Annotated in this window: 21 protein-coding genes; 2 read left to right on the forward strand and 19 right to left on the reverse strand. The window is 71.4% G+C overall.

What is annotated here, in order from left to right; translation table 11 throughout:
- Positions 1 to 32 precede the first annotated feature (32 nt).
- On the forward strand, positions 33 to 425 hold the full coding sequence (locus tag BQ9890_RS06250) for a VOC family protein (protein WP_075890169.1): 393 nt from the start codon (positions 33 to 35) through the stop codon (positions 423 to 425).
- 107 nt (positions 426 to 532) lie between these two features.
- On the opposite strand, the gene amrS is transcribed toward BQ9890_RS06250, so the two are convergent.
- Genes amrS through amrB form a run of 3 tightly spaced genes read right to left on the reverse strand, consistent with a single transcriptional unit; the run spans position 533 to position 3,112 of the window.
- Positions 533 to 1,684 carry an AmmeMemoRadiSam system radical SAM enzyme gene (gene amrS, locus BQ9890_RS06255; RefSeq protein WP_078062273.1) on the reverse strand — a complete coding sequence of 384 codons (1,152 nt, stop codon included), beginning with the start codon at positions 1,682 to 1,684 and terminating at the stop codon, positions 533 to 535.
- Positions 1,681 to 2,283: an AmmeMemoRadiSam system protein A gene (gene amrA / locus BQ9890_RS06260; RefSeq protein ID WP_075890173.1), complete on the reverse strand. Its 603-nt coding sequence runs from the start codon at positions 2,281 to 2,283 to the stop codon at positions 1,681 to 1,683. The genes amrS and amrA overlap by 4 nt, the downstream gene beginning before the upstream one ends.
- Positions 2,261 to 3,112, reverse strand: coding sequence for an AmmeMemoRadiSam system protein B (amrB, locus tag BQ9890_RS06265; RefSeq protein WP_075892836.1), 852 nt, complete (start codon positions 3,110 to 3,112; stop codon positions 2,261 to 2,263). Before amrB ends, amrA begins: the two co-directional genes overlap by 23 nt.
- A 286-nt stretch (positions 3,113 to 3,398) precedes the next feature.
- Between amrB and BQ9890_RS06270 the strand changes: the two genes are divergently transcribed.
- Positions 3,399 to 5,102, forward strand: a complete 1,704-nt coding sequence (locus BQ9890_RS06270) for an ABC-F family ATP-binding cassette domain-containing protein (protein ID WP_075890175.1) — start codon at positions 3,399 to 3,401, stop codon at positions 5,100 to 5,102.
- 78 nt (positions 5,103 to 5,180) lie between these two features.
- On the opposite strand, the gene arcC is transcribed toward BQ9890_RS06270, so the two are convergent.
- The 16 genes from arcC to BQ9890_RS06355 all read right to left on the reverse strand — a co-directional run bounded on the left by arcC (position 5,181) and on the right by BQ9890_RS06355 (position 21,237).
- A complete protein-coding gene (arcC, locus tag BQ9890_RS06275; RefSeq protein WP_075890177.1) occupies positions 5,181 to 6,119 on the reverse strand; it encodes a carbamate kinase in 939 nt (312 codons plus the stop codon).
- Positions 6,120 to 6,375: 256 nt separating this feature from the next.
- Positions 6,376 to 6,564: a hypothetical protein gene (locus BQ9890_RS06280; RefSeq protein ID WP_075890179.1), complete on the reverse strand. Its 189-nt coding sequence runs from the start codon at positions 6,562 to 6,564 to the stop codon at positions 6,376 to 6,378.
- A gap of 152 nt (positions 6,565 to 6,716) precedes the next feature.
- On the reverse strand, positions 6,717 to 7,991 hold the full coding sequence (gene era / locus BQ9890_RS06285; protein WP_075890181.1) for a GTPase Era: 1,275 nt from the start codon (positions 7,989 to 7,991) through the stop codon (positions 6,717 to 6,719).
- Complete coding sequence (locus BQ9890_RS06290; protein ID WP_078062274.1) at positions 7,988 to 9,403, reverse strand: hemolysin family protein; 1,416 nt, start codon at positions 9,401 to 9,403, stop codon at positions 7,988 to 7,990. The genes era and BQ9890_RS06290 overlap by 4 nt, the downstream gene beginning before the upstream one ends.
- Positions 9,400 to 9,849 (reverse strand): rRNA maturation RNase YbeY, encoded by a 450-nt coding sequence (ybeY, locus tag BQ9890_RS06295; RefSeq protein WP_075890185.1) that lies wholly within the window; start codon positions 9,847 to 9,849, stop codon positions 9,400 to 9,402. Before ybeY ends, BQ9890_RS06290 begins: the two co-directional genes overlap by 4 nt.
- Positions 9,846 to 10,895 (reverse strand): PhoH family protein, encoded by a 1,050-nt coding sequence (locus BQ9890_RS06300; protein WP_075890187.1) that lies wholly within the window; start codon positions 10,893 to 10,895, stop codon positions 9,846 to 9,848. The genes ybeY and BQ9890_RS06300 overlap by 4 nt, the downstream gene beginning before the upstream one ends.
- A 116-nt stretch (positions 10,896 to 11,011) precedes the next feature.
- Complete coding sequence (locus BQ9890_RS06305; protein ID WP_075890189.1) at positions 11,012 to 11,617, reverse strand: TetR/AcrR family transcriptional regulator; 606 nt, start codon at positions 11,615 to 11,617, stop codon at positions 11,012 to 11,014.
- Positions 11,614 to 12,369 carry an ABC transporter permease gene (locus BQ9890_RS06310; protein WP_075890191.1) on the reverse strand — a complete coding sequence of 252 codons (756 nt, stop codon included), beginning with the start codon at positions 12,367 to 12,369 and terminating at the stop codon, positions 11,614 to 11,616. The genes BQ9890_RS06305 and BQ9890_RS06310 overlap by 4 nt, the downstream gene beginning before the upstream one ends.
- Positions 12,366 to 13,199 carry an ABC transporter ATP-binding protein gene (locus BQ9890_RS06315; RefSeq protein WP_078062275.1) on the reverse strand — a complete coding sequence of 278 codons (834 nt, stop codon included), beginning with the start codon at positions 13,197 to 13,199 and terminating at the stop codon, positions 12,366 to 12,368. Before BQ9890_RS06315 ends, BQ9890_RS06310 begins: the two co-directional genes overlap by 4 nt.
- 118 nt (positions 13,200 to 13,317) lie before the next feature.
- The gene (locus BQ9890_RS06320; protein ID WP_195907637.1) at positions 13,318 to 13,959 is read right to left on the reverse strand and encodes a DUF4232 domain-containing protein; all 642 of its coding nucleotides are present in this window, start codon (positions 13,957 to 13,959) and stop codon (positions 13,318 to 13,320) included.
- A 264-nt stretch (positions 13,960 to 14,223) separates the two neighbouring features.
- Positions 14,224 to 15,003, reverse strand: a complete 780-nt coding sequence (locus tag BQ9890_RS06325; protein ID WP_075890195.1) for a 16S rRNA (uracil(1498)-N(3))-methyltransferase — start codon at positions 15,001 to 15,003, stop codon at positions 14,224 to 14,226.
- 4 nt (positions 15,004 to 15,007) lie between these two features.
- Positions 15,008 to 16,123: a molecular chaperone DnaJ gene (gene dnaJ / locus BQ9890_RS06330; RefSeq protein WP_075890197.1), complete on the reverse strand. Its 1,116-nt coding sequence runs from the start codon at positions 16,121 to 16,123 to the stop codon at positions 15,008 to 15,010.
- A 40-nt stretch (positions 16,124 to 16,163) separates the two neighbouring features.
- Positions 16,164 to 17,180: a heat-inducible transcriptional repressor HrcA gene (gene hrcA, locus BQ9890_RS06335; protein ID WP_075890199.1), complete on the reverse strand. Its 1,017-nt coding sequence runs from the start codon at positions 17,178 to 17,180 to the stop codon at positions 16,164 to 16,166.
- 325 nt (positions 17,181 to 17,505) lie between these two features.
- Entirely contained in the window at positions 17,506 to 18,399 is an 894-nt protein-coding gene (locus BQ9890_RS06340) for a DUF3097 family protein (RefSeq protein WP_075890201.1), read from the reverse strand.
- A 229-nt stretch (positions 18,400 to 18,628) separates the two neighbouring features.
- Positions 18,629 to 19,879 (reverse strand): radical SAM family heme chaperone HemW, encoded by a 1,251-nt coding sequence (hemW, locus tag BQ9890_RS06350; protein ID WP_075890203.1) that lies wholly within the window; start codon positions 19,877 to 19,879, stop codon positions 18,629 to 18,631.
- Positions 19,876 to 21,237: an MFS transporter gene (locus BQ9890_RS06355; RefSeq protein WP_075890205.1), complete on the reverse strand. Its 1,362-nt coding sequence runs from the start codon at positions 21,235 to 21,237 to the stop codon at positions 19,876 to 19,878. The genes hemW and BQ9890_RS06355 overlap by 4 nt, the downstream gene beginning before the upstream one ends.
- Positions 21,238 to 21,408 lie beyond the last annotated feature (171 nt).

The raw sequence follows: 21,408 nt of genomic DNA on the forward strand, positions 1-21,408 counted from the left end.
CCTGTGGCCTCCGACACAGTTAGGCTGGGGCCATGATCGACCACATCGGACTGCGCGTCACTGATCTCGCCGCGTCGCGGACCTTCTTCGAGAAGTCCCTGGCGCCCCTGGGCTACACGGTGCTCCACGACTTCGGCGAGGAACTCGCCCTGGGCGGGCCGGTGCCCGGCGTCCGCAAGCCGGTGCCGGACCTGTGGCTCTCCGTCGCCCCGGAGGTGACGCCGATCCATCTGTCCTTCTTCGCGCGCGACTCCGCCCAGGTCGATGCCTTCCACGCGGCTGCCCTCGCCGCGGGCGGCACCGACAACGGCACACCCGGACTGCGCCCCGCCTACGGTCCCGGCTACTACGCCGCCTTCGCCCTCGACCCCGACGGCAACAACATCGAGGCCGTCTTCCACGGGGACACCTCCCTCGTCGACTGAGTCCCGGCCTCCGGAGCCGCCCTCGTCCCCCGGACCGACCCACCACCCAGGACTGCCCTGTCGGGCGCCCTCGCCCCCGACCGCCCATCCGGCCCGGGCCGGAGTGCTCACAACCGCACGGGGATCGAGCGCGGGCCGAAACTGCCCGGTTCCCCATCGAAGCGGCCCGGCAGTGCGGTCCCACAGGTGGGGCACGTGCCCTGTGGGGTCAGGCGGTACCCGAGGATCGTGTACCAGTCGCGCACGATCAGCGACTCCCCGCACCCTGCGCAACGCGTCGTGTCCCCCTCGACGTCGTGGAGGTTGCCGGTGTACACGAAGTGCAGTCCCTCCTCCAGGGCGATCGCGCGCGCCCGGCGCAGCGTCGCGGGAGGTGTGGGAGGAACGTCGCGCATGCGGTGGTCGGGGTGGAACGCGGAGAAGTGCAGGGGCACGTCGGGTCCGAGTTCGCCGAGGATCCACCGGCATTCCTCGCGCAGCCGGTCCTCGGAGTCGTTGAGCCCGGGGATCAGCAGGGTCGTCAACTCCACCCAGGTGGACCCCCGCTCCACCGCCCAGGAGATGGTGTCCAGGACGTCGCGGAGGTGCCCGCCCGTCACCCGACGGTAGAAGTCCTCGTCGAAGCCCTTGAGGTCGATGTTCGTGGCGTCCATGGGCGCGAAGAAGTCCGCCCGTGCCTCCCGCGAGATGTAGCCCGCCGTCACCGCGACCGTGCGGATCCCGGCCTCGTGGCACGCCCTGGCCGTGTCGATCGCGTACTCGGCGTAGATGACGGGGTCGTTGTAGGTGAAGGCCACCTGGGGCACGCCCCAGGCCTGCGCGACGTCCGCGATGTGCTCCGGGGTGGCCTCCTGGCCCAGCCGGTCCCACTCCGTGGCCGCGGAGATCTCCCAGTTCTGGCAGTACCTGCAGCCCAGGTTGCATCCCGCGGTGCCGAAGGACAGGACCGCGGTGCCCGGGTGGAAGTGCGCCAAGGGCTTCTTCTCGACCGGGTCCAGGCAGAATCCCGAACTCCTCCCCCAGGTCGTCAGGACCACGGCGTCGCCCTCGCGCGCCCTCACGAAGCAGTACCCGCGCTGCCCGTCGCGCAGGCGGCAGGTGCGCGGGCACAGGTCGCACTGGAGGCGCCCGTCGGGCAGCGGGTGCCACCAGCGTCCCACCCGCCCGCCGAGGAGCCCCCGGGGAGCCGCGACCGGGGCCCGCGCCGAGGGCGACGGCAACGGCACCGCGGACGAGGGCGGACCCGCGTGGGCACTCATGGCTCTGGCTCCCCCTCGACCCACGCCTGGACGGTGTAGACCTCCAGGCGTGCGTCCTCCGACCACCAGTCCGCGGGGAGTCCCGCCTTGAGCTTGAGATGGTCCAGGAAGTCACGGGGATCGGGCAACTCCTCCCAGACCTGCGGGAGGAAGGTGGCACGGTTGAACGCACCTGCCTCCAGGACCAGGCCGTCGACGCCGGGGCGCAGCGCTTCCAGCACGGACTCCTCCGAGGCGTGTGGCAGCGGGACGCGTTCCGAGAGCACCGAGACCTCGATGGTCGTGCGCCCCAGGTCCGCCAGGCCCAGGGGTGGGAAGCGCGGGTCGTGCAGGGCTGCGGCGACGGCATTGTGGGCCACGTCCTCCTGGAGGGAGCGGTGCGGCACCAGGGTGCCGATGCAGCCGCGCAGCCGGGAGTCCTGCTCCAGCGTGACGAAGCTGGCCCCGGGGAACATCAGCCAGTCCGGGCGGGCGGCGCGCCGGGCGATCTCGTCCAGGGGGATCTGCGCGGTGGGCGTGCCTGTCAAGCGCACCTCGATGGCTCCGCGCGCGATGCCCAGGAGCTGTTCCCCGGCCTCAGGTGGAAGACGGCGTGTCATGGTGTTCCTCCTCGATGGCGAAGGCCGCATATCCGACGACGTGGTCGCCACCACCCCCGGGAACGTCACCGGAGTTGTGGGCACCGAGCAGGTGGGGCGACAACCCCCGTCGACGGCAGACTTCGAGGAGTCCGTTCAGCGGCGAGGCCCCACAGGCCCGGTCGTGCGCCACGGGTCCCGACAGGGTGAGCACCTGCTCGATGGTGGCGGCGTCCAGCGCACGGGCGGTGGCGGCGTCGTGGTAGTGCGAGAGGTCGGAGCTCACGGCGACGACCGTGCTGCGCTCGCCCCACAACGCCTCGATGACGTCGGCGACCTCCGTCGGGGTGGCCATGCCGACGTTGAGGGGCACCAGGTTCACGGTGCCCAGGACGCGCTGGATGAAGGGCACCTGGACTTCGATCGCGTGCTCCTCGGCGTGGGTGAGGGAGTCCACGGTGACCGGCCGCGGAAGGTCCGAGGTCGCAGCCAGAACCTCGTGGGTGGGGATCGGCAGGTCACCCAGGGGCGTGCGGAAGAAGTCGGACCCGGGCAGGGCGATGCCGCGGATGCCCACCCGGTGCGTCGGCCCCAGGAGGACCACGCGCGTGATGGTCCTGCGCCTGGGTGCGAGTGTCTGCCACCCCAGCGCCGCCAGGTCGCCCGACCATTCCCATCCGGCATGGGGCACCACCAGGGCCTTCGGCGTCCAGTTGTGCTCACTGGCGACCAACTGCGCGGAGGCGCGGGCCAGGAGCCTGTCGGCCTCCTCGGCGACCTCGGTGGGATCAGCGGGGTAGAAGAAGCCCGCGACCGCGGGCGGGCGCACGGTGTGGACCTGGTCCGTCATGGCCCCTCCCTCCCCGCAGATCGTGTGTGCCATGCGCGCTCCGGGCCTGCCGCGCGGGCCCATTCATCTCGCCCGCGGACCCTTGGTGGCGTTCCCCGTCTCCGCCTCCGAGAGTAGTCCCGTGTGAGGGATCCCACCATGGTGCAGCCACACCTTCCGCGTTGACGAGGGCGACCATCCTCCGTAGGGTCGGAACCATGTGGAAGTGAGTGGACGCCCTCGTGCGAGCGGAACCCGGGACCGACCGGCGCCCCTGCGCGAACCCTCCGACCTGGAGCCACACCCCATGACCACTTCCCCCCTCTCCTCACCCTCACGCGCCGCCTTCCTGCGTGCCGACGGCATTTCCCTGTCCTTCGGCGACCACCGTGTGCTCACCGATGTCACCTTCACCGTCCACGAGGGTGCCCGCGCCGGTCTGATCGGCCAGAACGGCTCCGGCAAGTCAACGTTGTTGCGTGTCCTCGCCGGTGTCCAGGAACCCGGTGCGGGCACCGTCGAGGTCCCGGGTGGTGCCCGCGTGGGTCTGCTGTGGCAGGACTTCCCCCTGGACCCGTCCCTGCCCGTGCTCGCGGCGGCCGAGCACGCCCAGGAGGTCCCGCGGCGCATCCGTGACCGGGTCGAACAGGCCGGTCTCGCCCTCGCCGGGGATCCCGACGACCCCGCTCGGGCCGATGCGCTCGACGCAGCCCTGGCCGGTGCCGAGCGCGCGGACGTGTGGTCCCTGGAGGCCCGGCGGGACGAGACACTAGCCGGGCTGGGGCTGGGCGCGGTGGATCCGGGGCGCCCTGTGCGCACCCTCTCGGGCGGGCAGCGGGCACGCCTCATGCTCGCGCTCCTCCTGCTGCAGCGCCCCGACGTCCTGCTGCTCGACGAGCCCACGAACCACCTCGACGACGATGCCGCCGACTTCCTGCGCCGTGTGCTGGCCGACTGGCGTGGTCCGGTGATCGCGGCGAGCCACGACCGCGCCTTCCTCGACGACATCGCCACCGAGATCCTCGACCTGGACCCCGTGCCCACCGCGGTGTCCGCACCGGAGACACCGGGGGCCGAGGGCGATGGCCCGGTGCGGGGGCTGACGCGGACCCGGGGACGCTACTCGGAACACGTCCTGGCCCGGCTCGACCAGCGCGAGGCCTGGGAGCGCCAGTTCGCCACCGAACAGGCGGCGCTGCGACGACTGCGGGCCCGCACCCATTCCGACCAGCAGGTCGGACACGCCGGGAGGGCACCCCGCACCGAGGCCCGTGCCTCGAAGAAGTTCTACTCCGACCGCAATGCCCGCGTCGTCAAGAGGCGGGTGGACGACGCCCAGCGGCGCCTGGAGGTGCTGGACAGGTCCCAGGTGAGGCGCCCACCCCGGGAACTGGTGTTCCGCGGGCTCGAGGCGGGGGGCTCCCCGGACGCGGGGCGCGCGGGTGTGCACATCCGCGGGTTGGCACTGGCGGGGCGCCTGGCGCCCATGACCCTGGACGTGGCACCCGGGGAGCAGGTACTGGTCGAGGGCCCCAACGGCTCCGGGAAGTCGACGCTGCTGGCCCTCCTCGCCGGGAGGCTGACCGCGACCTCCGGCGACGTCGAGGTGAGGGGTCGCCTGCACCTGCTCGCCCAGGACCCGACCCCACCGGACCCCGCCCTCACCACGGAGCAGGCGTACCGGGCGGCCGTGGGGACCGGACGCAGTGAGGAGGTGCCCCTGACGGGCTTCGGGCTCCTGCACCCCCGTGACCTGTCCAGGCCGGTCGGAGTGCTCTCCACGGGCCAGCTGCGCAGGTTGGAGCTGGCCGAGGTCCTCGCCGACCCGCCCGAGGTCCTGGCACTGGACGAGCCGACGAACCATCTCTCGCTGGACCTGGTGACCGCCCTGGAGGCACTGCTGCCCACCTACCCGGGCATCGTGCTGGTCGCCAGCCATGACAGGTGGCTGCGTCGGCACTGGACGGGGCGGACGCTGCACCTGGATCCGGTGTCGCCCTCGTCGGTGTGAGCGCGGGGAGGGACGGAGGCGGCGCGGACGGGGGGCGGCGCCCTTCCCGACGGTCACCGGCGCGGCGCCAACCCGGTCTCAGGGGTGGATGAGGGTGCCCGCTCGCCCGAGCATTGCCCGGGTGGCGAGGTCCGGGGAGGTGATGACCGCGCGGCGTCCCGGTGAGCCGAGCACGAAGTCCACGGCCGCCTGGACCTTGGGGAGCATGGAGCCCTCCGCGAACTGGCCCGCCGCGATGAGGCGCAGGGCCTCCTCCGCGGGTAGGTCGGCCACCGCCTGGTCCCGTGCCGTCCCCCACCCCGTGTGGACGGCGTCGACCGAGGTGAGCACCAGCAGTGTGTCGGCCCCGACCGACTCGGCGAGCAGGCCCGCGCAGTGGTCCTTGTCCACCACGGCCTCCACGCCGCGCACTCCCCCGCCGGGCACGGGCACGACCGGGATCCCGCCGCCCCCGCAGGCCACGACGATGAAGTCAGCGTCGAGGAGGTGGAGGACCGACTCCCACTCGACGATCGCCCGTGGTCGGGGTGAGGCGACGACGCGGCGCCACCCGCGTCCCGCGTCCTCGCGCACGACCGTTCCGGGACGGTCGGCGGCGAGTCGCTCCGCCTCCTCACGGGTCATGAACGCGCCGATGGGCTTGGTCGGACGGGTGAAGGCAGGATCGTCGGGGTCGACCAGGACCTGGGTGACGACCGTGGCCACGTGCCAGGGCTTGCCCAGGCGCGTCACCTCGGCCTGGAGCTGTTGCTGCAGGTGGTAGCCGATGTAGCCCTGGCTCATGGCAGTCGACTCGGGCAGCGGCATCTCCGGGACGCCCTCGTCGACGCCGGCACCGAGGGAGAACGCTCGCGAGACGGCCCCCACCTGGGGCCCGTTGCCGTGGGTGAGGATGATCTCGTCCTCGGCGGTGATCATGGAGATGATGGCGGGGGCGACGGCGCGGATGTGCTCCAGTTGGGTGGTCGGGGTGGTTCCGAGCGCATTCCCACCCAGTGCGACGACGATGCGGGACATCGCCCAACCCTACCCACCCCCACCGCGAAGTCCGCTCTGTTCGGGGGTCGAAGTCCGCTCAGTTCTGGGGTCGAAGTCCGCTCAGTTCTGGGGTCGAAGTCCGCTCAGTTCTGGGGTCGAAGTCCGCTCTCCCGTACGTGCGCGTGCTGCCGCTCCGGCGATCCTCGGGGACCGCAAAGGAGCTGGGTCGGTGTGGAGAAGTGCACCGAGGCTCCCGACACCGGCATCCCGGGGCCGATGTGCCGCATCGTGGTGTTCAGACCTGGTCTGCGCCGTCGTCCTCGCCTCCATCCGAGCACTCGGGGTTGAAGGGGAGACGCGGCCCTTCCGCACGCGCCTGGCCGCGCCTGGGAAGCGTCCCCACACCCACGAGGAGCGCGGAGAGATCGAGGAACCCGAACAGGACGGACCTCGACCCCGGAACAGAGCGGACTTCGGTGCGCAAACAGAGCGGACCTCAGGCCTCAAACAGAGCGGACCTCGGTGCGTGAACTGAGCGGACCTCGGTGCCCGAACAGAGCGGACCTCAGGCCTCAAACAGAGCGGACTTCGAGCCCAGAACAGAGCGGACTTCGCCGGGGTGGCGGGTGGGGGAGGTCAGAAGCCGAGGCGGCCGAGCATCTTGGGGTCGGACTGCCAGTCCTTGGCGGTCCTCACGTGCAGGTCCAGGAAGACCCGGCGCCCCAGCAGGCGCTCGATCTCCGCCCGCGACCGGGTCCCGATCTCCTTGAGGCGCGACCCGCGCTTCCCGATGATGATGGCCTTCTGGGAGTTGCGCTCGACGTATATGTTGACGTGCACGTCCAGCAGCGGCTTGCCCTTCTGGCCGGGACGGGGCTCGCGCTCCACGATCTCCTCGACCTGGACGGCCAAGGAGTGGGGCAGCTCGTCACGCACGCCTTCCAGCGCGGCCTCACGGATGTACTCCGCGATGAGGACGTCACGGGACTCGTCGGTGACGTCACCCTCGGGGTAGAGGGGCGGCGAGAGCGGCATGAGCCCGACCAGCACCTCGGTGAGGTCATCGACCTGGGTGCCCTCCAGGGCCGAGACCGGCACGATCGCCGCCCACTCCCCCAGCTTGTCGATGTCGAGGAGGTGGCGGACCAGACGCTCCCGGCTCACCAGGTCCGTCTTCGTGGCCACCGCCACCTTGGGGGCGCGCACCTCGCGCAGCTCCCGGGCGATGAACTGGTCGCCGGGCCCGATGCGCTGGTCGGCGGGCAGGCAGAACACGACGCAGTCGACCTGGGCCAGTGCCTCGCGCACCATCTCGTTGAGTCGCTTGCCCAGCAGGGTGCGGGGGCGGTGGTACCCGGGGGTGTCGACGATGACGATCTGTGAGTCGGGACGTTGCACGATCCCGCGCACGTTGTGCCGCGTCGTCTCCGGACGCATCGAGGTGATGGCGACCTTCTGGCCCACCAGCGCGTTGGTCAGCGTGGACTTGCCGACGTTGGGGCGCCCGACCACGGTGACGAAGCCCGCGCGGAAGTCCTCGGGGTAGTCGGGCATGACGAGCCCCACCCCCGCGTTGGCCTCCTCGCGCAGCGTACGCAGCCCCGCCAGGTCCTCCTCGACGTGGGCCAGCTGCTCGGGATCGGCGTCCTCCAGGTCCGGGTCCTCCCCGGCGTCCGCGCCGTCGGTGCCGTGCGCACCGTCCGCCGACCCGGCATTCCCGGCCCCGTCGGTCCGGTCACGGTCCTTCCCCCCGGACGAGGGCGACGCCCCCTGCGTGGGTGCGTCCTCGGGAGCGGGGGCGCCCTCGTCCGCGTCTGCGGGGGTCCCCCCCTCGGGGACGTCCACCTCGATGGCGGCGTCGTCGAAGGCATTGGGTCCGGCCATCAGTTCGTCGTCGCTGGGGAATCTCATCGCTGCTCCTGCCCGTGGGCGTCGGTACTGGTGGCGGGGGGCTCTGCCCGGTCGCGTACGGATCGGTCCTGGTCTGGCTGGTCCCGATCCGGCCGGTCGTCCCCGGTCGTGGGGGAGGTCTCCTCGGGTTCGGGTGTGCGCGAGCAGAGCACGGTGCCCACCTGGCGGCGGCGACCGCGTGCTCCTTCGGCCTCCATGTGGACCCCCAGGAGGTCGCCGCACGCTCCTGGCAGGGGGACACGGCCGATGGCCTTCCCCAGCAGACCCCCCACGGAGTCCACGTCCTCGTCCTCCAGCTCCAGGCCGAGGAGTTCGCCCAGCTCGCCCAGCGGGAAACGTGAGGGCACCCGCCACACCCCCGGGGACACCTCCTCCGGCTCCACGACATTGCGGTCGTGTTCATCGGTGACCTCGCCGACGAGCTCCTCGATGATGTCCTCCAGCGTCACCAGGCCCGAGATACCGCCGTACTCGTCGACGACCAGGGCCAGGTGGAAGTGCTCCTCCTGCATCTGGCGGAGCAGGTCGTCGGCGGGCTTGGTCTCGATGGTGAACTCGGCGGGACGCATCATCTGCTCAGCGACCAGCTCCGGTTCGCCGCCACGCGTCTCCAGGCGCTGGACGACGTCCTTGAAGTAGAGGACACCGCGCACGTCGTCCACGTCGTCACCGATGACGGGGATGCGGGAGAAGCCTGAGCGCACGAAGAGCTTGAGGGACTTGCGGGCGGACAGCTCCGCATCCACCGTCACCATGTCCGTGCGCGGCACCATGACCTCGCGCACCACGGTGTGACCGAGCTCGAAGACGGAGCGCAGCATCTCGCGGTCCTCGTCCTCGAAGCCCTCGGTCTCCCCGACCTGGTCCACCATCTCACGCAGGTCGTCCGCCATCTCCTGGCGGGCCTCGGCCTCGGTCTGGGTGGGTTGGGGCAGGCGGGAGCGCACCAGGCGGATCAGCGGGTCGGCCAGGTGGGAGGCCCGCACCAGTCGGGTGGCGAGCCGGGCGCCCGACAGGGCGACCCCCTCGGGATTGCGGGTCGACAGGCGCAGCGGGATGACGGAGACGGCGACGAACTGGACGATCCCGACCACGGCGACCGCGATCAGCGCGATCGCCCACCACGGCAGGTCGGGGTGCACCAACGCCAGGGTGGTGGAGACCGCGACGACCACCTGGAGGAACGTGCGCGTGCCTCGCAGCGAGAGGTTCGTGCGGGAGCGGTGGACGACCAGGGCGTGGACCTCGTCGGCGTGGCGGCGTCCCTCCTCCACGAGGTCGTCCACGGCGGCGCGCGAGAGCCTCGCCAGGGAGGACTCCAGGGCCGAGATGACCCCGGCCAGGAGCACCCCGACCAGTGCGATGACGACGAGGGCGGCGACGGGCACCGTCCCGAACGGGTCCCCCGTCATCGGGTGGCCAGGAAGGTGAGGAGGAGCTTGCGCTGCAGGCCGAACATCTCCTCGCGCTCATCGGGTTCGGCGTGGTCGTAGCCCAGCAGGTGGAGCATGCCGTGGGTGGCGAGCATGAGCATCTCCTCCGCGGTGGAGTGCCCGGCGGCGTGGGCCTGCTCCTCCGCGACCTGTGGGCAGATGCAGATGTCACCGAGGGTCCCTGCGGGTGTGGGGTGCTCGGGGGTGCCCGGACGCAGCTCGTCCATGGGGAAGCTCATGACATCGGTGGGCCCCTCCAGGTCCAGCCAGCGCACGTGGAGGTCAGCCATGGGCTCGGGGTCGATGAAGAGGATGTTGAGCTCGACGCTGGTGGAGACGTGCATCTGGTCGAGCACGTAGTCCGCCAGGGCGACGAACTCCGAACCGTCGATGTCGTGGTCCGTCTCGTTGATGACCTCGGTCACCTGTGGTCCCCTCTTCCGTGTCGCGTGGTGCGTGGCTCCCGACGTGTCCGGCTGGCGCGTTCGGCACGGGCGCGCCGTTCGTCCCAGCGCGAGTAGGCGTCGATGATCTCCCCCACCAAGTGGTGACGCACGACGTCGGCACTGGTGAGGTGGCAGAACTCCACGCCCTCGATGTCGGTGAGGATGTCCTGGACGACCTGCAGGCCGGATCGCTGCTCGCCGGGGAGGTCGATCTGGGAGACGTCGCCGGTGACGACCACCTGGGAGTTGAACCCGAGACGGGTCAGGAACATCTTCATCTGGGAGACGGTCGTGTTCTGGGCCTCGTCGAGGATGATGAAGGAGTCGTTGAGGGTGCGCCCGCGCATGTAGGCCAGGGGCGCGACCTCGATGGTGCCCGCAGCCATGAGCTTGGGCAGCGCATCGGTGTCCAGCATGTCCTTGAGCGCGTCGTAGAGCGGCCGCAGGTAGGGGTCGATCTTGTCCGTGAGCGTGCCGGGAAGGAACCCGAGGTTCTCACCGGCCTCGACCGCGGGACGGGTCAGCACGATGCGGCGGACCTGACCCGCCAGCAGGCGCGAGACCGCTTCCGCCATGGCGAGGTAGGTCTTGCCGGTGCCGGCCGGGCCGATGCCGAAGACGACGGTGGAGCGTTCGATGGCTTCGACGTACTCCTTCTGGCCCGGCGACTTCGGCCGCACGGAGCGACCTCTCACCGAGAGGATCTCGCTGCTGGCGCGCTCGGCCAGGGCGGCACTGGTCAGCAGGGAGATCGCGTGCTCGACGGCGGGGACGTCCAGGAGGGTGCCGGAGCGCGCCAGTTCGATGAGCTCGACGAGGAGCTGGGCGGCGAGGTCGACGTCGACCTCGGTGCCCGTCAGGGTGATCTCGCGCCCCATGACGATGAAGCGCACGGCGGGGAAGCCCCGCTCGATCGCGCGGAGCACCTGGTCCGAGGCCCCCAGGAGGCTCAGGGGTTCGACCCCGGCGGGGATCGTGATGCGTCGGGTCGTCGGTTCGACTCCGCCTGCGGTCGGGTCACTCATGCGATGCGCCCACACACTCCTCTGGTCGGTCGGCCCTGCTCTCCATCTGCCTGCAAGTCTAGCCGGACGGCCCGGCCGCGCCCGGGGCGCCCTCGTCCATGTCGCGGGGGCGGGGGTCACGCATGGTCGGGGGGGCGTGGCGCACCCGCCGAGGGGGCCAGCTCCCCGGTCATGTAGTGCTGGAGGGTCGGGGCGACGAGGGCGACCACGTCCTCGACGGGCATGGAGGCGAGCGGCTCCAGCCGCACCACCTTGCGGACCATGAGCAGTCCCATCGTCTGGCTGGCCACCAGCGACAGTCGCGCCGGTGCGGATCCCTCCGGGTCGTCGACACGGGGCCCCAGGTGCACCAGGGCGAGGTGGAGCAGGAACCCCTTCACCAGTTCGGCACCTTCGGGTGAGGCGCTCAGCGTGCGCACGACGGAGAGGACGATGGGCTCCGCATCGGAGTCCCACAGGTTGAGGAGCGTACGGATGAAGGTCTCCCCGAGCCGGTCGCGGGGGGCGGAGACGACGGGGGCGAGCACCACCTCGGGATCGACGGGCAGCTCCAGGCTGGCCAGGAACAGCTGCTGCTTGGTCCCGAAGTAGCGGTGGACCAGCGCCTGGTCGACCCCGGCCCGCGTCGCGATGGAGCGCACCGAGGTGGCCTCGTAACCACCACGCCCGAACGCCTCCCTGGCCTCGGTGAGGATGCGCTGGCGTGTGTCCCGTGCGCTCACCGGGTGCTCCTGGGCATGGTGAGGGCAGCGAGCACCAGGGCGCCCAGGCCGAAGGCGGCGAGGACGACGAGGTCGCGCGCGAGGTCCGCACCGCTCCCCGCCTGGTCCCGCACGATGCCGAGCGCGTCCACCGCGTAGCTCATGGGCAGCACGTCGGACACCCACCGCAGGACGTCGGGCAGCTGGTCGCGGGGGACGAGGAGCCCGCACAGGAAGATCTGCGGTCCGACGATGACGGGCATGAACTGCACCGCCTGGAACTCGGTGCGCGCGAAGGCACTGGTCATCAGTCCCAGCGCCACCCCGACCACGGCGTCCAGGGCGGCGATGAGGAGGACCCAGGCGGGTGATCCCACGGTCTCGACCCCCAGGAACCAGTAGGCCACCGATGCCAGGAGGACCGCCTGGACGAGGGCGGCCAGGGCGAAGGCGCTCGCATAGCCCGCCAGGAGGTCCGCCCGGTGGATGGGCGTCGTCCACAGGCGCTCCAGGGTGCCCGAGGCCCGTTCACGCTGCATCGCCACGGACGTCACGAGGAACATCACCAACATGGGGAGGATCCCCAGCATGGTGAGGGCGATCCGGGGGAAGACCGCCTGCCCCGAGGGAGGTGTCGGCACGTCCAGGTAGACGAAGTACAGCAGGACGAGCAGACCCGTGGGCACACCGAGGATCAGCCCGATGGTGCGTCGGTCGGCGGTGAGCTGGCGCAGCACGCGCAGGGTGGTGGCGGAGTAGGTGCGGGGGTTCATCGGTCCTGTTCCTCCTCGGTTCCTGCCGCCCCTCCGCGCACGAGGGCAAGGAAGGCGCGGTCGGGGGTGTCCGTCCCGGTGCGTGCGAGGAGCTCCTCAGGTGTCCACAGGCCCAGGAGTCTCCCGTCGCGCATGAGTGCGAGCAGGTCGCAACGCGTGGCCTCGTCCATGACGTGGCTGGAGACGATGAGGGTGTGACCGTCGGTGGCGAGGTCGCGGAAGCGTTCCCACAGTTCCTCGCGGGTCACGGGATCCAGCCCCACCGTGGGCTCGTCGAGGACGAGCAGTTCCGGGTCTCCCACCATCGCGCAGGCGAGGGAGACGCGCCCTGCCTGGCCTCCCGAGAGGGTCGACACGGTGCGTCCGCTGAGGCCGTCCAGACCCACGGAGTCGATGGCCGCCCCGGTCGAGCCCGCAGGTGCTCCCTGCAGGGAGGCGAAGTAGGCGACGTTGTCGCGCACCGAGAGGTCGGAGTACACCGAGACCTGCTGGGTCACGTAGCCGATGCGGCCGCGCAGCCGGGTGTCGCCCGCGGGGAGACCCAGGACCCTGACCTCGCCGGAGTCGATGCGCTGAACCCCGACGATGGTGCGCATCAGGGTGGTCTTCCCGCAGCCCGAGGGCCCCAGCAGACCGAGGAGCGTCCCACGTGGGAGGGCCAGTGTGAGGTCACGGAGCACCGGGGTGCGTCCCCGCGAGACGTCGAGGTGGGTCACCTCCAGGGCCGGTGCGGCGCCGTCGGAGCGGTCGGGGTGGCCGGAGTGGCCGGAACGGTCGGCCCCGTCGGGATGGTCGGCGCGGGAACCGATGTCATCACCTGATGATTTCATCACGTGATGACTATAGGGCATGCGGCATGTCGGATGTGCCAGGTGGCGGGACGTCGTTGGCACCACCGCGTGGCCGAGCGCCGCGTGGCCGCCACGGCTCGGCCGGGCGCCGCCGGGCTCATCCCTCGCCTGGGGTGAGGGCCTTCACCGAGATGATCGACGTCTCGGGGTTCGCGCAGGCGGTGTAGTCACTGCTCGGGACGAAGAGTGCCTCGGTCTGATCGGGAGGGTAGACGCGCAGGCCGTCGGCCTGCTCGGGCGAGCAGGTGGCCTCGTCGAAGGTGCCGGCATTGACGATCCGCAGCTCGGAGTGGGCCGCGTCGCCGGGCTCGAGGGTGATCGTCTGTGCTGAGCCGCCGTCCTCACGCTCGGCGGGCGCTCCCAGCTGCGTCCCGTTGTCGTCCCCGACGAAGGATACACCCGGGTAACCACCCAGGGTGCAGGTCCGGGAGCTGGCGTTCGTGAGCACGAGGTAGGGGTACGTGCTTCCCGCTCCCCCACCCCCGCCCGCAGTCAGCGACGCCTCAAGGTCCTCAGCAGTGCAGGGAGCCGTTGCCCCGGTGCCCGTCCCCATGGAGGGGTCGGTGGTCCCCTGTGAGGGTGTGGCAGAAGCGGCACCTGACGACTCGGGTGTGGTCGCCGTCGGGCCCGACTGCGTGCCCGACTGGACACCTCCGGACGCTGCGGGATCCGACTGGGCATCCCCGCCTCCGGTGCAGCCGCCGAGCAGAGCCGCCAGCAGTGCCCCAGAAGCGATCATTGTCCTGGTTCTCCGTGTGCGATTCATCCATCGAGGGTAGACACCTCCCAGGAGGCCCGCAGAACTTGCCCTCCACTCCCGTCGGCGCCGCGCGCCCGTCTCCCCCGCGACGCCAGCTCTCCAGCTCCGTGCCATCCGCCCCGAACAGGGTCGAGCGCCCCGCACCACGCCGAGCGCCGCGCACACCGCGCCTTGCCAGCCCACGCACCACGCCAGCCGCCCCGGACGGTGTCCCGCGACCGTGGGGTGCAGCTGCGACGTCTCCTACCAGCGCCCCAGGGCGGCACCGATGAGAATGCAGGCGGCTGGCCCCGCCGTCGAGGAGCGCAGCACATGCGGTCCCAGCAGGACGACCTGCCCTCCTGCGTCGCGCAGCGCCTCCAACTCCTCGGGGGAGATCCCCCCCTCGGGACCCACCACGACAGCCACCCGGGAGGCCCGGGCGAGCGCCTCCCGGTGCTCGCCCAGCAGGTCGGTGAGGGTCCCGGTCGCCTCCTCGTGGCAGACGAGGCACACGCCGCCCTCGTCAATGAGGTCACGTACCCACGCGACGAGCCCACGGGAGTCGAGGACCCCGCTGACCCCGGGCACCCACGCGCGGCGTGACTGCTTGGCGGCCGCGCGTGCGACCTCGCGCCACTTGTCGACTCCGCGCGCGGCCCTCTGGGCGTTCCACCGGACGATCGAGCGGTCGGACTGCCAGGGGACGACCCCGTCGACACCGACCTCGGTCGCGGTCTCCACGGCCTGTTCGTCCCGGCCGCCCTTGGCGAGGGCCTGGACGAGGACCAGTCGGGGGCGGGCCTCCGGCTCGCGCAGCAGGGAGTCGACCACGAGGTCCAGACCCGACTTCGATGCGGCCTCGACCCGGCACGTCAGGCGCAGGCCACGACGGTCCACCACGTCCAGTGCCTCCCCCGGTGCGAGCCTGCGCACGACCGCCGCATGTCGACCCTCCACCCCACCCAGGTGTGCCCGGTCCCCCGGGGTGAGGTCCGCGGCGCGGGGCTCCAGGTCGTCGGCGAGGAAGACGGGCAGGGTCACGGGGTCACTGCCCGGTGAACTTGTCGCGCAGGCGTTCGAACATCGACTGGTCACCGCGACGCGGCTCGACCCGCTCCTCACCGCGGATGGAGGCGAGCTCCTCCAGGAGCTCACGCGAGCGGTCGTCCAGCTTGCGCGGGACCTCCACGTCGACGTGGACGTGCAGGTCACCGCGGCCCGGGCGCTGCAGGTGGCCGACACCGAGGTCGTCCAGGATGACCTCGTCGCGCGGCTGGGTACCGGGGTGGATGCTGACCTCACGCAGGCCGTCCAGCGTCTGGAGGGAGAAGACCGTGCCCAGCGCGGCGGTGGTCATGGGAACCGTGATCCAGGTGTGCAGGTCGTCGCCCTGACGGGTGAAGACCGGGTGCTTCTTTTCGCGCACCTCCAGGTAGAGGTCACCATTGGGCCCACCGGCCGGGCCGACCTCGCCCTGTCCGCTCAGGCGGATGCGGGTGCCATCGTCGACCCCGACGGGGATGTCCACCGTCAGTGTGCGTCGTGTGCGCACGCGCCCGTTTCCTGAGCACTCGTGGCAGGGGTTGGGGATGGTGGTCCCGTGGCCCTGGCAGGCGGGGCAGGGGCTCTGGGTGCGCATGTTGCCCAGCAGCGAGCGCTGGACTCGGGTCACGGTGCCGGTGCCACCGCAGGAGGAACAGGTCACGGGGTGCGTGCCCGGTTCGCAGCAGGAGCCACCACAGGTCTCGCAGCGCACGAAGGTGTCGAGGCTGATCTCCTTCTTCGCACCGAAGGTCTCCTCCTCGAGGGTGACCTGGACGGCGATCAGTTGGTCCTGGCCACGACGCTCGCGCGGGACCGGGCCCGCGGAGGAGGCGAAGCCGGAACCACCGAACATGGTCTCGAAGATGTCAGCGAAGCCGAAGCCCGCCCCACCGCCGCCCATCCCGCTCATGGCGTCGGGGCCGCCGATGTCGTACATCTGGCGCTTCTGGGGGTCGGAGAGGGTCTCGTAGGCGACCGAGAGGTCCTTGAAGGCCTCCTCGGAGTCGGGTCCCGCATAGTCGGGGTGGAGCTGACGTGCCTTCTTGCGGTAGGCCTTCTTGATGTCCTCGGCGGTCGCTTCGCGCGACACCCCCAGGATCTCGTAGTAGTCGTTCACTCGGTTGGGTCCTCGATGGTCCTCGTGTGCGGGTGGGTGGTCAGTTGTTCAGGTAGCGCGACAGGTACGCGGCGACGGCCCTCACCGTCGACATCGTGCGCGGGTAGTCCATGCGGGTCGGACCGACGACCCCGATGTGTGCCACGGGTCCCTCGCCGCGCCCGTAGGAACCGGAGACCACTGACGTCCTGGTGAAGGCGTCGTGGGGGTTCTCCGACCCGATGGTCACGTGCACGGGCCGGTCGTCGGGATCGACCTCGGAGAAGAGTCGCAGCAGGGCGACCTGTTCCTCCAGGGCGTCCAGGACGGGGGCGATGTCGCGGAGGTCGATGCCGGCGCGTGCCAGGTTCGAGACGCCCGCCATGACGAATCGCGCCTCCGTGGCGGGGCGCAGCATCCCCAACAGCCCGTCGCAGACGGCGGCCACGAGTGCGGAGTCCTCCGGCGCTGCCGAGCCGCGCAGATCGTCCAGGACGGGGCTGATCTGGTCGGCTGCGAGGTTCTCGCACTCCTGGTTCAGGCGGATGCGCAGCGAGCGCACCGTCTCGGGGTCGACGGCCTCGGGGAAGTCGAGCATGCGCTCCTCGACACGGCCCGAGTTCGTGATGACGACCAGCAGCACCCGGTGGGCACCGAGGTCCACGAGCTCCAAGCGACGCAGTGTCGCCGTGGAGAGTGAGGGGTACTGGACGACGGCGACCTGGTGGGTCACCTGGGCGAGGAGACGCACGGTGCGGTTGACGACATCGTCGAGGTCCACGGACTCCGCGAGGAAGGACTCCACTGCGCGGCGCTCCGGGGCACTCATCGGTTTGAGGCCTGCGAGGCGGTCGACGAAGACCCGGTACCCCGAGTCCGTGGGGACACGCCCGGCCGAGGTGTGGGGTTGGAAGATCAGCCCCTGTTCCTCCAGGGCAGCCATGTCGTTGCGGATGGTCGCCGGTGAGACACCCAGGTCGTGGGAGGCCGCGATGGCCTTCGACCCGACGGGCTCGCGGGTGTGGACGTACTCCGAGACGATGGCGCGCAGCACGTCGAGCCTGCGTGAATCCGCCACCGGTCCCTCCCCCCTTCGTCCGGTGCCCGCTCGGCACCTTCTTGGCACTCACTTCATTCGAGTGCCAATCCTACCCCGCACGGGCCGCGGTGCACCCTGCTGGCCCTGTGAACTCCGCCCCCACACCGGGTCCTGGGCGAGACACCGGGGTCGGAGTGAGATACCGGATTCCGGGCGAGATACCGGGGTCTGCGCGTGGATCTCACCATGGACCGTGGATCTCACCCGCGATCGTGGATCTCGTCAGTCTTCGAGCGCCCCGGCCCGCTCGCCAGCGCCGCACACGCCCCACCTGCGAGCAGGACCGAGGTCGAGGCCCCTCGGCCTAGCGGACCCCGGGTTCGGTGACGAAGTCGATGAGCTCCTCCACCCGGCCCAGCAGCGCCGGCTCCAGGTCGCGGTAGTCGCGCACGGTGGACAGGATGCGGCGCCACCCCTGGGCGATGTCGGCCTGGTCGTCGTGGGGCCAGCCCAGCGCTTCGAGGGTGCCGTGCTTGATGTCGGTGCCACGTGGCACGTGGGGCCACTGCGCGAGCCCCAGACGTGCGGGTTTGACGGCCTGCCACACGTCCACGAAGGGATGGCCCACCACGAGCACGCCCCCGCCCCAGCGTTGCTCCGCGGCGCGGGCGATGCGCCACTCCTTGGACCCCTCGACCAGGTGGTCGACCAGGATCCCCGCCCGTTCGGTGTCGCTGGGGCCGAAGACCTCCAGGACGTCCAGCAGGTGGTCGACGCCTTCCAGCAGCTGGACGGCGATTCCCGCCTCGGCCAGGTCATCGCCCCAGACGTGCTCGACCAGCTGGGCGTCGTGGCGGCCCTCCACCCAGATCCTGCTCGCGCGTGCGACCCGGGCCGGGCCCCGTGGAGCGGCAATGGACCCGGAGTTGGTCACCTTCCGCCCACCCGGTGTGGTGGGTGCCCCGGGGTCGGGACTCGGTGACGCGGGCAGCGGGGGCAGGGCGATGACCGGTGCGCCCTCCAGCCAGAACCCTCCCCCCAGGGGGAAGGAACGAGTGCGGCCGCGGCGGTCCTCGAGCTCGACGACGTGCATGCCGCCGGACTTCTCCACACCGATGACGGCTCCGACGAATCCCGTGGAGACGTCCTCCAGGACCATTCCGATCTCGACGTGGACCTCCCGCGAGCGCGGGCGCCGGGCGCCCGGTCCGTCCCGGTGGGGGTCGTGACTGAAGATGTCGGTGCCGTAGGGGTCCATCACGCGGGACAGCCTAGGAGGTCAGTGCGCTGACGCGGACGCGCCACGTCGGCAGCACCACCCATCCCTGCGAGCGGGCTCCTCCGGCAGCACCACCCGTCGCTGCCAGCACGCCCCTCCGGCAGCACCACCGACTCCCCTCCGGGTGCCGGTCGCCGCGCGCCGCTGGCCAGTCGCCGCTCACCGGTCGCGGGTCGCCGGTCGCGGGTCGCCGGTCGCCGGGCCTGCCCTATCCGGTCAGTGTGCGGGTCACGAGGTCGGCCAGCAGTCGGCCCCGCAGGGTGAGCACGATGTGTCCCTCCCGTGCGGGGTCCGGCTCCACCAGGCCGTCCTCGACGAGTCCGGCCACCCCCGAGCGGTCGTCCAGTGGGCCCAGGTGCACCCCCTCCGCGGTGCGCACCGCCAGGAGGACACGCTCCAGCTCGCGTGTGTCCGTGCCCAGCACCTCGCCCGCAGCTGCCGGAGAGGTGCCCGCGCGCACCCTCCCCGCGTAGGCGCGCGGGTGCTTGACGTTCCACCAGCGCTCGCGCCCCACGTGGGAGTGTGCCCCCGGGCCCAGGCCCCACCAGTCCCAGTCGCGCCAGTAGGCGAGGTTGTGGCAGGAGGCGTGGCGCAGCCGTGTGGCGACCAGGTCCTCCTCCCCCGCCTCCACGCGCGCGAAGTTGGAGATCTCGTACCAGCGGAAGCCGGCCTCCGAGAGCAGCTCGTCGGCCAGTTCGTACTTGTCGGCCTCGTCGTCCGGGTCGGGGGTGGGCAGCTCGCCGCGGGCCACCTGGGCACCCATGCGCGTGCCCTCCTCCACGACCAGGGCGTAGGCGCTGATGTGGTCGGGGCCCATGGCCACCGCGGCCTCCACGGAGCGTCGCCAGTCGTCGAGGGTCTCCCCCGGCGTCCCGTAGATCAGGTCCACGGAGACGTCGAGACCCACCTGCCTCGCCCACGCCACGACCTCGGGCACCCGCTCGGGTCGGTGCTCGCGGTCCAGGGTGGCCAGCACCCTCGGCACGGCGGACTGCATCCCGACGGACACCCGCGTGAAACCCGCCCCCGCCAGGGCCTCAAGGGACTTGGGTGTCACGGTCTCGGGATTGGCCTCGGTCGTGACCTCCGCCCCCGGAGCGACCCCGAAGCGCTCCCGCAGGCCGAGGAGGATGTCACCCAGTTCCCCGGCGTCCAGCATGGTGGGGGTACCCCCGCCGAAGAACACCGTGCTGGCGGGACGCGGAGCGAAGCCCGCCCGCTCGAGCGCGCCCACGGCCAGGTCCGCCTCGCCGAGCACCGTGGTGGCGTAGGAACCCGGCTCCGCGCCCTCCCCGAAACCCGTGGTGTAGGTGTTGAAGTCGCAGTACCCGCAACGCACCCGGCAGAAGGGCACGTGCACGTAGAGGCTGAGGGGACGCCCGGCAGCGGGCTGGGCGAGGGCCGGGTCCAGGGCCCCGTCGCGGGGCCAGGCGATCCCCTGGGGCAGGGACGGACTCATCGGCGCCCCACCTCATCGTCTCCCACGACCTTCCCCGGTCTCGTTCCCGCCGCCCGGGGATCGTCACCGTCACCGGCTGCTCCCGCGCCGTCGACGTGGCGGACAGTGGCAGGGGGTGGCTCCGAGGTGTCGGAAGCGAGGACCATCGAGCACACGAACATGACCACCAGCGCGCCGGAGACGACCAGGAGGGGAAGCGTCCACCCCTGGACCATCTCGTGCAGGGCTCCCATCACCACGGGGCCGAGGGCCGCCACGCAGTAGCCCACGGTCTGCACCAGGGCGGTGAGTTGCCGGTTCTCGTCGACGGTACGCGTGCGCTGGATGACGATGGTGAACAGGGCCGTGAAGAACGCGCCCTGGGCAAACCCGGAGACCACGCACCACACCAGCCAGGTGCCGGGTGCCAGGACGAGGCCCAGGGGCAGCACCGACCAGCACACGCAGATGACGGCCAGGGTCCGCCGGGTGGACCAGTGCAGGACGCCGAACATGACCGGCACCAGCATCGGGCCGATGATCCCGGTGAGCTGGAACACGCTGGCCGCGACACCTGCCGCCGACTCGTCCATGGCGCGCATCTGCCCGAGGGCGGTGGGAAGCCAGGAGGAGAGCGCGTAGTAGGAGAAGGTGTGGCCCGAGAAGGCGGCGGCCATCACCCAGGCGACGGGCCAGCGCAGGATGGAGGTCCCGGCGGTCGGGGTGTCCATGCACAGATCGGACTCCGTGCCGGTGTGCATCCCCCCGCGGCGCAGGACCGACGTCCGCGCCGTGCGGGACCCGGGCGGGAACACGCACACCCAGGCGAGTGCGGCCACCACGGCGGGCACCAGTCCCCAGGCCGCGGCGGAGCCCTGCCACCCGATCACGAGGGCCAGTGGTACGGCCAGTGCGGTGGAGCCGGTGACCACGACATTGACGGTCGCCGTGTAGAGGCCGGCCATCAGGGGGGCACGCCTGCGGAAGTCACGCCCGATGACCATCGGCGCCGCCAGGTTGCCGATGGTGAGGCCCGCACCGATCAGGGCGGTCCCCGCGAATGCGGTCCACACCTCTCCTGCCGAGCGCGCCAGGGAACCCACGGCGATGAGTCCCAGTGCGCCCAGGGCTCCGGAGTTGACGCCCACCTGTCGCAACCAGGCGGAGGCCACCGGGGTGAAGAGCCCGAAGCAGAGGACGGGGATGGACGTGAGCAGACCGAGCGCGGTCGGCCCGAGTCCGAGGTCGTCCCCGATCCGTCCCACCAGTGGGGGCACGGCGGTGATCGGGGCGCGGAGGGTCATCGTGAAGAGCAGGAACACCGCCGCGGGCAGCAGGGCCCAGACGCGCACGACCCCGCGGGGACGTTCCTCGCGCATCAGTCCTCCCCGCGCCCGTCGGGGTGGTCCTCCGCGCCCTCGGACCCACCACTGACGAGGGCGGCGCCGCCCTCGTCATTCCCGGGGGAGGGCAGGCGGGTGGGGGTCGGGCCGGTGGAGGGCGAGCTGGCTGCAGTCGGGTCCGCCGAGGGCGGGTCGGCCGAGGGCGAG

Source organism: Actinomyces provencensis (genome assembly GCF_900155435.1).
Lineage (GTDB): Bacteria > Actinomycetota > Actinomycetes > Actinomycetales > Actinomycetaceae > Pauljensenia > Pauljensenia provencensis.

Coding starts and splice junctions, on each gene's coding strand:
- BQ9890_RS06250 (WP_075890169.1), top strand. CDS start 33: ATGATCGACCACATCGGACTGCGCGTCACTGATCTCGCCGCGTCGCGG.
- amrS (WP_078062273.1), bottom strand. CDS start 1,684: ATGAGTGCCCACGCGGGTCCGCCCTCGTCCGCGGTGCCGTTGCCGTCG.
- amrA (WP_075890173.1), bottom strand. CDS start 2,283: ATGACACGCCGTCTTCCACCTGAGGCCGGGGAACAGCTCCTGGGCATC.
- amrB (WP_075892836.1), bottom strand. CDS start 3,112: ATGACGGACCAGGTCCACACCGTGCGCCCGCCCGCGGTCGCGGGCTTC.
- BQ9890_RS06270 (WP_075890175.1), top strand. CDS start 3,399: ATGACCACTTCCCCCCTCTCCTCACCCTCACGCGCCGCCTTCCTGCGT.
- arcC (WP_075890177.1), bottom strand. CDS start 6,119: ATGTCCCGCATCGTCGTCGCACTGGGTGGGAATGCGCTCGGAACCACC.
- era (WP_075890181.1), bottom strand. CDS start 7,991: ATGAGATTCCCCAGCGACGACGAACTGATGGCCGGACCCAATGCCTTC.
- BQ9890_RS06290 (WP_078062274.1), bottom strand. CDS start 9,403: ATGACGGGGGACCCGTTCGGGACGGTGCCCGTCGCCGCCCTCGTCGTC.
- BQ9890_RS06300 (WP_075890187.1), bottom strand. CDS start 10,895: ATGAGTGACCCGACCGCAGGCGGAGTCGAACCGACGACCCGACGCATC.
- BQ9890_RS06310 (WP_075890191.1), bottom strand. CDS start 12,369: ATGAACCCCCGCACCTACTCCGCCACCACCCTGCGCGTGCTGCGCCAG.
- BQ9890_RS06315 (WP_078062275.1), bottom strand. CDS start 13,199: ATGAAATCATCAGGTGATGACATCGGTTCCCGCGCCGACCATCCCGAC.
- BQ9890_RS06320 (WP_195907637.1), bottom strand. CDS start 13,959: ATGATCGCTTCTGGGGCACTGCTGGCGGCTCTGCTCGGCGGCTGCACC.
- BQ9890_RS06340 (WP_075890201.1), bottom strand. CDS start 18,399: ATGGACCCCTACGGCACCGACATCTTCAGTCACGACCCCCACCGGGAC.
- hemW (WP_075890203.1), bottom strand. CDS start 19,879: ATGAGTCCGTCCCTGCCCCAGGGGATCGCCTGGCCCCGCGACGGGGCC.
- BQ9890_RS06355 (WP_075890205.1), bottom strand. CDS start 21,237: ATGCGCGAGGAACGTCCCCGCGGGGTCGTGCGCGTCTGGGCCCTGCTG.